The sequence below is a fragment of the Microbacterium azadirachtae genome (genome assembly GCF_000956545.1).
Taxonomy (GTDB): domain Bacteria; phylum Actinomycetota; class Actinomycetes; order Actinomycetales; family Microbacteriaceae; genus Microbacterium; species Microbacterium azadirachtae.
This window is the reverse complement of sequence record NZ_JYIT01000028.1, coordinates 1-7,354: the sequence shown is the minus strand read 5'-3', so window position 1 is coordinate 7,354 and position 7,354 is coordinate 1. Positions and strand designations below refer to the sequence as shown.

The following is a 7,354-nucleotide window of genomic DNA, read 5'->3' as shown; positions in this document are numbered from 1 at the left end:
GAGCGGCCCCGCCCCCCTGCGGTTCGGCGCGAACTACACCCCGGCGAAGGAGTGGATGCACTCCTGGCTCGACCTCGACCTGGACGACGTGCGCCGCGACTTCGCCGGTCTCGCGGCGCTCGGCCTCGACCACGTGCGGATCTTCCCGCTCTGGACGGTGCTGCAGCCCAACCGCACCCTCATCCGCGACAAGGCCGTCGCCGACGTGAGGGCGGTGGTCGACGTCGCCGCGGAGTTCGGGCTCGACGCGAGCGTGGACGTGATCCAGGGACACCTGTCGAGCTTCGACTTCATCCCGTCCTGGCTGTTCACCTGGCACGACAAGAACATGTTCACGCACCCACAGGCGCTCAGCGGCCAGGTCGCCCTGATCGAGCGGCTCGGCGCCGCCCTGCGCGACGCTCCGAACTTCCTCGGGTTCACCCTCGGCAACGAGGTGAACCAGTTCTCCGCGGCGGTGCACCCGCACCCGTGGCCCGTCACGCCCGAGGAGGCGGCCGGCTGGCTCACCGCGCTGCTCGACGCGGCCGAGCGCTCGACGCCCGGGCTGCCGCACGTGCACAGCGAGTACGACGCCGCCTGGTACATGGACGCGCACGGGTTCGTGCCGACGCACGCGAGCCGCCTCGGCGCCATGACCACCGTGCACTCCTGGATCTTCAACGGCACCGCGCAGCGCTACGGCGGGCGCAGCATCGCGAGCGACCGGCACGCGGAGTACATGATCGAGCTGTCGCGCGCCTTCGCGACGGATCCGGGCCGTCCGGTCTGGCTGCAGGAGGTCGGCGCCCCGTCGAACTGCCTCTCCTCCGACGAGATGCCCGGCTTCCTCGAGGCGACCGTGCGCGCCGCGGCCCGCACCGAGAACCTGTGGGGCGTCACGTGGTGGTGCTCGCACGACGTGAGCCGCGGGCTCGCCGACTACCCCGAGCTCGAGTACTCCCTCGGCCTCATCGACCAGGACGGCGAGGCGAAGCCGATCGGGCGGCGCTTCGCCGAGATCATCCCGTCCCTCCGCGACCGGCGTCCGGCTCCCGCACGCCCCACCGCGATCGTGATCGAGGTCGACGAGCAGGAGGTGCCCGTCAGCCGCGCCGCGATGAGCCCGGGCGGCGCCGTCTTCCAGGCGTGGGTCGACGCGTGCGAGGCGGGGCTCGATCCCGCCTTCGTGACCTCGCGGACGGCGTCGGATCCGATCGCCCTCGCCGCGCGCGGCATCACCGAGCTGATCCACCCCGACCTCGGCACCGGGTCAGGGACCTACTCCTCGAACAACACGGTCGTGGACCACACCGCTCCCGCGTCGGAGGTCCCCGCCTGATCCGTCCCCGGTGGGGGTCGTCGAGCGAGCACGACCGAAGGCACGGGTCCTCGAATCAGGCGCGCGCTTCGCGCTCGGCCTCCTTGGCGGCGACGATCTTGCGCAGGCCGGAGCTGGAGAAGCGGTGGTCGCGGCTGTTGAAGTACAGCTCGATCCCCGCCTCCTCGCAGTAGGTGCGGCCGGTGAAGTCGCGGTCCTCGTACTCGTCGCCGACGATGCGCACGTCGAGCTTGAACGAGCGGAGGATGTCCTCCAGGTCCTGCTCGGTGGAGTACGGCACGATCTCGTCGACGTACTCGCAGCCGCGCAACTGGATGTAGCGCTCGACCACGGTCTGCGTGGGAGCGTTCTTCTCCGGGCGGTCCAGGGTGGGATCCATCTGCAGCCCGCAGATGAGGTAGTCGCACTGCCGCTTGGCCTCGGCGAGCATCATGATGTGCCCCGCGTGCAGCAGGTCGAAGGTGGAGAAGGTGATCCCCACGCGCGGCCCCGGGTTGTAGTCCTGGTGCTTCTTCTTCACGGCGTCCGGCGTCATGCGCATCCCTTTCGTCGGCCTCCAGAACTCTAGCGGACGGGTCTCCGCGAGCGGCCGGAGCCCGCTCAGCGGGAGGGTGCGGCCGTGCTCTCGCGGATGGTGAGCGCCGGGGCGGGACCGCGTCGGGACGGCAGCGGATCCGCGGATCCGATCCGCTCGAGCAGGAACGTCGCGGCCTGCTCGCCGAGGGCGAAGGTGTCACGGGTGAGGCAGGTGATCGAGGGGTGCACGAGGCCGGTGACCACCGAGTCGTCGAACGACGCGACCGACAGCGCGTGCGGCACCGCCACCCCCATCTCCTGGGCGACGCGGAGGCCGGCGATCGCCATCACGTCGTTGTCGTAGACGATGGCGCTCGGACGATCGGCGCGGCTCAGCAGCGTGCGCGTCGCCGCGGTGGCCGCGGCCGGGGAGAAGTCGGTGACGAGGGTCTCGCCCGCCACGCCGCGGCCCGCGAGCGCTTCCAGCACGTCGGCGCGGATGCGCGTGTGCTGGAACTCGGCCGGGCCCGACACGTAGGCGATCTCGCGGTGGCCGAGCGCGGCGAGGTAGTCGAACAGCGCGTGCGCGGCCGCCTCGTCGTCGAGCCAGATGGCGGGCGGATCCCCGGAGGCGTCGCGGCTGCCGATCACCACGGCGGGCAGCGCGAGCGCGGGCAGCAGCTGCAGACGCGGGTCGTCGTCACGCGGGTCGATGACGATCACGCCGTCGACCTGATGGGCGCTGCGCCAGCGCCGGTAGGTCGCCATCTCCTCCTCGATCGAGGAGACCACCACGAGCTGCAGGGCGATGCCGTGCAGTGCGAGCGCCGACTGGACGCCGGCGATCAGGTCGGTGAAGAAGGCCTCGGTGCCCAGCGTGCGCGCCGGGCGGTTCACGGCGAAGCCGACCACGCCGGCCCGGGATCCGACCAGGGCGCGGGCCGCCGAGCTGGGCTGCCACTGGTGCTGCTCGGCGATCTCGAGGATGCGCTGCCGGGTCTGCTCGCTCACGCCGGGACGCCCGTTCAGCGCGAAGGACACGGCCCCGGGGGACACACCGGCGAGCCGGGCGATATCGGCGATGGTGATGCGCTTCGCCTGTGACATAGACTCACCGTACTAGATCGTTTTAGTGGACTCCGGGGAACAGGATTCCCCCGGCGTTCCCACATTCTCGCACCGCGAAGGAGCACCCCGTGCACGAAGAGACCTCGCTCACCGTCGGCCGCGTCACCCGGGTGCTCGCGGAACGGGTGCGTCCCGCGGTGCATTCCGCCCGCATCCCGCTCGAGGTCGCCGCGCATGCGCTGCCCGGCGAGCCGATCGCGCCCGCCGACGGTCTCGGCCTCGACTACGCGCCCTTCGCGGCTGGCGAGCAGTGGGGACCGGCCTGGGGCACCACCTGGTTCCGCCTCCGCGGCACCGTCCCCGCCGACTGGGCCGGCAAGCGGGTCGAGGCGCTCGTGGACCTCGGCTTCGACATCAACATGACGGGCTTCCAGTGCGAGGCGCTGGCCTACCGCGTCGGCGCGGACGGCGAGCCCGTGCCGGTGAAGAGCCTCAACCCGCGCAACCAGTGGCTGCCGATCGCGGATGCCGCCGTCGGCGGCGAGGGCGTCGAACTGTTCCTCGAGGGCGCCTCCAACCCGGTGCTGCTGGACTACCACCCCTTCCTCCCGACGCAGGAGGGCGACATCCTCACCTCGTCCCCCGCGCCGCTGTACCGCGTGCGGCACATGGACCTCGCCGTGTTCGAGCGGGAGGTGTACGAGCTCTCCCTCGACCTCGAGGTGCTGCTCGAGCTGCAGGCCGAGCTGCCGGAGACCAGCCCGCGCCGGATGCGGATCCTGCAGGCCCTCGACGACGCGCTCGACGTGCTCGACCTGCAGCGCATCGCGGAGACCGCCGGCGACGCCCGCGCCCGGTTGGCGGAGGTGCTCGCCGCCCCCGCCGACGCGAGCGCGCACCGCATCGCCGCGGTGGGCCACGCGCACATCGACTCCGCCTGGCTGTGGCCGCTGCGCGAGACCGTGCGCAAGGTCGCGCGCACCACCTCCTCGATGACGACGCTGCTCGAGGAACAGCCGCAGTTCCGCTACGGCATGTCGAGCGCGCAGCAGTACGCGTGGATGAAGGAGCACCGCCCCGAGGTATGGCAGCGCATCAAGGCCGCCGTCGCCGAGGGTCGCTTCCTGCCGCTCGGCGGCATGTGGGTCGAGTCCGACACGGTGATGCCGACGGGCGAATCGCTGGTGCGGCAGTTCTCGCACGGGCAGCGCTTCTTCGAACGTGAGTTCGGGATCCGCTCGAAGGGCGTCTGGCTGCCCGACAGCTTCGGCTACTCCCCCGCGCTGCCGCAGCTCATGCGGCGGGCCGGCTTCGAGTGGTTCTTCACCCAGAAGATCTCCTGGAACCAGCGCAACGTGTTCCCGCACCACACGTTCGAGTGGGAGGGCATCGACGGGTCCCGGATCTTCACGCACTTCCCGCCGATGGACACCTACAACTCCCAGCTGAGCGGGATGGAGGTCGCCAAGGCCTCGCGTCAGTTCAAGGAGAACCGGATCGCGACGCGCTCGATCGCCCCGGTCGGCTGGGGTGACGGAGGAGGCGGCACCACCCGCGAGATGACGGGCAAGGCCGCACGCCTCGCCGACCTCGAGGGCAGTGCGAAGGTCGAGTGGATCCATCCCGACGAATTCTTCGACGCCGCCAAGGCCGAGCTGCCCGATCCCGCCGTGTGGGTCGGCGAGCTCTACCTCGAGCTGCATCGCGGCACGCTCACCAGCCAGCACGCCACGAAGGCGCTGCACCGCTGGGCCGAGCAGGCGCTGATCGAGGCGGAGCTGTGGGCCGCGACCGCAGCGGTGCAGCTCGGCTCGCCCTATCCGCACGACGAGCTCGACCGCCTCTGGGAGACCGTGCTGCTGCACGAGTTCCACGACATCCTGCCCGGCACGTCGATCGCCTGGGTGCACCGCGAGGCCGTCTCCGTGCTCTCCGGCGTGCTCGACGAGGCGCGAGCCCTGTCCGATGCCGCGCGCACGGCGCTGGCGGGCGAGGGCGACCGCGAGCTCGTCTTCACTCCCACCTCCGTCGGGGTCGCCCCCGGCGCGCGTGCGCTGGGCGCGGCCGCCGCCCCCTCTTCGGGGTCGTCGAGCGGCCCCGCCGCCGACCGCGACGAGTCGCCGGTCACCCTCGCCGAGACCGCCGACGGCTTCGTCCTGGAGAACGACCTCGTCATCGTGACGGTCTCCGCCGAGGGCCTCATCGTGTCCGCCGTGGACAAGGCGTCGGGCCGCGAGGTCGTCCCCGCCGGCCGCGCCGCCAACCTCTTCCAGCTGCACCAGGACTTCCCGAACATGTGGGACGCGTGGGACATCGACCGTTATTACCGCAACCGCGTGGACGATCTCACCGCGGTGTCCGCGCTCTCCGCGTCGGTGGAGGACGGCGTGGCGACGATCGTGGTGGAGCGTGCGTTCTCCGCCTCGTCGCTGCGGCAGACCATCACGCTCGCACCGGGCTCCCGCACTGTGCAGTTGCGCAACGAGATCGACTGGCACGAGACCGAGAAGCTGCTCAAGCTCGCGTTCCCGCTGGATCTGTTCGCGCGCGAGACCGCGGCCGAGACGCAGTTCGGCTTCCAGCGCCGCGTCACGCACGTCAACACGAGCTGGGAGGCCGCGAAGTTCGAGACCTCGATGCACCGCTTCGTGCTCGTGCAGGAGGACGGCGGCTTCGGCGCCGCGCTGGTGAACGATTCGATCTACGGGTACGACACCACTCGTGACGCCGACGGCGACGACGTCACGACCACGGTCCGTCTGTCGCTGCTGCGCGCCCCGCGCTTCCCCGACCCCGACACCGACCACGGCCGGCACGAGATCCGCGTGGGTCTCGTGATCGGCGCCGACGCCGCGATCGCGACCGCCGAGGGCATCGCGCTGAACGCCGCGGCGACGGTCGTGCGCGGAGCGAACGAGATCGAGCCGCTGGTCTCCGTGGCCGGCGACGGGATCGTCGTGTCGAGCGTGAAGCTCGCCGACGACCGCTCGGGCGACGTGATCGTGCGCGTCTACGAGGCTCTCGGCCGGCGCACGACCGGATCCCTGTCGGTCGGGTTCGCGCATGGCGGCATCCGCGAGGTGTCGCTCATCGAGGACGAGCTGGAAGGGCCGCGCACCGGCGAGACGCTGTCGCTGCGCCCCTTCGAGGTGCGCACGCTGCGCATCGCCCGCGCCTGACCCGCCGAGACCCCTCCGGTCCGCCGAAACCCCCACGTGCGCGCGAGCGAGCGTGGGGGTTTCGCTGGTCCGAGGGGGTATCGGCGGGCAGAGAGGACGTGCCGCGAAGCCGGGCCCTCGCCCTACGGGCGCAGACGGTCGAAGCCCGCGGCGCGCAGGCGCTGCGTCGCCGGATCGTCGATGCTCACGCGCACTTGGCTGAGGCCGTCCAGCGCGGCCCAGAAGGCGATCGGCATGAGCAGCGTGCGGATCAGCATCGCCCACCCGGCCTTCGCGAGGCCGATCCGGGATCCGTCCTTCATCCGCACCAGTCGCGTGGCCGTGAGCAGTCCGCCGAGGGCTCGGCCGTTCCGGTACGCCCAGCCGTAGCAGAGCGGCAGCACGATGAGCAGGGCGATCGCAAGCACACCGGCGCCGGCACCGGCGTACGGATCCGTGGAGCGGGTGCCGTAGAGCACGGCCAGCGCGACGGCCGTGCCGTTCACGAGCACCGCGTCGATGAGCCAGGCGGTGAACGCCGCGCCGCTCGTCGAGTCGATGTACAGGGTGCCGTCCTCGAAGGCGCGCAGGCGCTTCGCGACGTCCGCGCCGCCGACCACCGGAGCCACGGTCTCCCGCATGTCCGCGAGCCGCGCACGGACGTCACGGGCCGTCGCCGCACCCTTTCCCTCGACGCTCATCCGTAGGTGTAGTTCGTCGTCGCCGCGGCGACCACCGCGAGCACGGCGAGCAGCCCGAACAGCACCGAGAAGGCCGTGGTGATCCAGCCGATGACGATCGCGGCGACCGCGAACCCGTTGGGCGCACCCGCGCGGCGGCTCTGCGACCGTGCGATGTAGCCCAGCACCAGGCCGACCACGCACGCGAGCACGGACAGCACCAGCGCCACGGCACCGAGCACCCTGCCGGGCGTCGCGGCCGGCGCCGCCTTCCGGCCGGTGACCGCCGCGAGGACGATCCCCCAGACGAAGACGAGGGCACCGACCGCCATCGTCGAGACTGCGACGACGCCGAAGCCCGCCGCGAAGTCGCCGAAGGCGGTGGTGTTACCGCCTCCGCCCGCGAGGAACAGCAGGGAGGGCAAGGCGGAGATCCCCTCGCCGAGGAGCACGACGGCGCCGCCCACGAAGATGAGCGCGATGCCGGGCCCCTGCGATGGTCCCTGAGCCGGCGGCGCGCTCGGCACCGCCCCGTAAGGGAGAGGCGCGCCCTGCGGGGCGTACCCGCCCTGCGGGGCGTATCCGCCCTGCGGCGGGTGGGGCGCCTGTGG

At 71.8% G+C, this 7,354-nt stretch carries 6 protein-coding genes; 2 read left to right on the top strand and 4 right to left on the bottom strand.

Annotated elements, in window-relative coordinates; translation table 11 throughout:
• Positions 1-16 precede the first annotated feature (16 nt).
• Positions 17-1,321 carry a glycoside hydrolase 5 family protein gene (locus RL72_RS19995; RefSeq protein ID WP_248700316.1) on the top strand — a complete coding sequence of 435 codons (1,305 nt, stop codon included), beginning with the start codon at positions 17-19 and terminating at the stop codon, positions 1,319-1,321.
• 55 nt (positions 1,322-1,376) lie between these two features.
• Here RL72_RS19995 and RL72_RS00385 read toward each other — a convergent pair whose 3' ends face one another.
• Together RL72_RS00385 and RL72_RS00380 are read right to left on the bottom strand one after the other, a co-directional pair.
• Positions 1,377-1,856, bottom strand: a complete 480-nt coding sequence (locus RL72_RS00385; RefSeq protein WP_045248818.1) for an adenylyltransferase/cytidyltransferase family protein — start codon at positions 1,854-1,856, stop codon at positions 1,377-1,379.
• A 65-nt stretch (positions 1,857-1,921) separates the two neighbouring features.
• Entirely contained in the window at positions 1,922-2,944 is a 1,023-nt protein-coding gene (locus RL72_RS00380; RefSeq protein ID WP_045248814.1) for a LacI family DNA-binding transcriptional regulator, read from the bottom strand.
• Positions 2,945-3,033: 89 nt separating this feature from the next.
• Between RL72_RS00380 and RL72_RS00375 the strand changes: the two genes are divergently transcribed.
• Positions 3,034-6,084, top strand: coding sequence for an alpha-mannosidase (locus RL72_RS00375; RefSeq protein ID WP_045248813.1), 3,051 nt, complete (start codon positions 3,034-3,036; stop codon positions 6,082-6,084).
• 122 nt (positions 6,085-6,206) lie between these two features.
• On the opposite strand, the gene RL72_RS00370 is transcribed toward RL72_RS00375, so the two are convergent.
• Positions 6,207-6,764: an RDD family protein gene (locus tag RL72_RS00370; protein WP_052674090.1), complete on the bottom strand. Its 558-nt coding sequence runs from the start codon at positions 6,762-6,764 to the stop codon at positions 6,207-6,209.
• Positions 6,761-7,354: DUF4190 domain-containing protein (locus RL72_RS19990; protein WP_169748185.1), on the bottom strand; the 594-nt coding region annotated here is incomplete at its 5' end. The genes RL72_RS00370 and RL72_RS19990, both read right to left, overlap by 4 nt.

What these genes read in the sequence shown, in the direction of transcription:
- RL72_RS00385 (WP_045248818.1), bottom strand. Translation starts at nt 1,856, where the DNA reads ATGACGCCGGACGCCGTGAAGAAGAAGCACCAGGACTACAACCCGGGG.
- RL72_RS00380 (WP_045248814.1), bottom strand. Translation starts at nt 2,944, where the DNA reads ATGTCACAGGCGAAGCGCATCACCATCGCCGATATCGCCCGGCTCGCC.
- RL72_RS00370 (WP_052674090.1), bottom strand. Translation starts at nt 6,764, where the DNA reads ATGAGCGTCGAGGGAAAGGGTGCGGCGACGGCCCGTGACGTCCGTGCG.